Here is a 1,480-nt window from a genome sequence, read left to right as displayed (position 1 = left end):
CCGCTATCGTTTTGATAGCGAGCTTTCCTTACTGCGATTGGTGCCGGAGAGATGAATCGAACACCCGACCTTCTCATTACGAATGAGCAGATAAATGGATGGATGTGCGTTGATTCATGTTGATCTCCGAGTGAAGCGTCAGAGGGAGAATCCCAAAAATCGACGTGGATGGCGCATCGCTGTTGATCCGAATATCAAAAATTCTCTTACATCGGCCGTTACTTCCTGGGCCGATGTAAGAGAATGGCTGAATGGCCAAAATTGCACTCACCGCGCCGCGCGTCGCCGGCTTTTCGTGTCCGCCTGGTAAGGCGCAGGCGTTCCTGTGGGATAGCAAGGCGCCTGGACTCGGACTACGCGTCACGCCTCGCGGGACGCCGGCCTTCATCTTCCAGAGCGTCTATCAGGGCAAGAGCCTGCGCATCACGATCGGCGACGCCCAGGCGTGGCGCATCCCGGACGCGCAAGCCAAGTCGAGGGAATTACAGCGTCAAATTGACGAAGGTCGTGACCCGCGCGAGGTAAAGGCCGAGGTCGTCGCCGCCGACGTGGCGAAGCGTGACACCGAGCGGCAACAGGCGGTGACGGTCGGCGAAGCGTGGCTCTCGTACTTGGCCCGCGGAAAGCCCAAGAAAAAGGCCGCATGGAAGCCTCGCTACCTGGTCGACCTGCACAAAATGGCGTCGGTTGGGGGCGAGCCGAAGAAGCGGGGCAAGGGCGTGACATTGCCTGGCCCGATCGCGGCACTCCTCTCGACCAGTCTGAAAGACATCAACCCGAAGAGCTTACGCGCGTGGCACCAGCGTCAAGCGGAACGCGGCCCGGTGCAAGCGGCGCGCGCCGTCCAGATGTTCTCGGGCTTCCTGCGCTGGTGCAGCACCCAGGATGAATACGACGGCATCGTCGACCCGCTCGCCGCTCGAGATGCGAAGGTTCAAGACGCGCTTCACTCAGGTGCTGGGAACCGGCGCACGGACGCAATCGAGGAGGCCCAGTTGGAGACGTGGTTCGCCGGCGTGGGCCACTTGCGAAACACGACTGCGGGCGCTTACCTTCAAGGACTTCTACTGACCGGCGCTCGGCGCGAAGAGCTGGCAGCGCTCAAGTGGGCTGACATCGACTTTCGCTGGGGTCGGCTCACGATCGCCGATAAGGTTGGCGAGACACGTACGCTGCCCCTCGCGCCTTACCTTCACCACTTGCTCCACGCCTTGCCTCGCGTCGCGGACAACCCGCATGTCTTCGCGGCGCCAGTAGCGAAGTCGGGTCGTATCGCCGATCCGCGCAGCGCCCATGCCGAGGTGCTCGCGCATGGGGGGCTCCCTCACGTCACGATCCATGGCTTGCGTCGCACGTTTGCCCTCATGGGCGAGGCCGCAGGCTGCCCGGCAGGCGCCATTGCACAAATCATGGGTCATCGGCCGGGTAGCATGGCGGAGAAGTACAAGCCGCGGACCATCGACCAGCTTCGGCCATACAT

1 protein-coding gene is annotated in these 1,480 nt (G+C 62.2%); it reads left to right on the top strand.

Features of this window, described 5'->3' with window-relative positions; all coding sequences use genetic code 11:
- Positions 1–251: 251 nt before the first annotated feature.
- Positions 252–1,480, top strand: a 1,229-nt coding sequence (locus tag AC1DY5_RS55370) for a tyrosine-type recombinase/integrase (RefSeq protein WP_478122656.1), incomplete at its 3' end; no start/stop codon positions are given.

This window comes from Variovorax sp. P4_D9, from assembly GCF_056401695.1.
The sequence above is the reverse complement of the archived record's forward strand: the minus strand, read 5'-3'. Positions and strand labels throughout refer to the sequence as shown.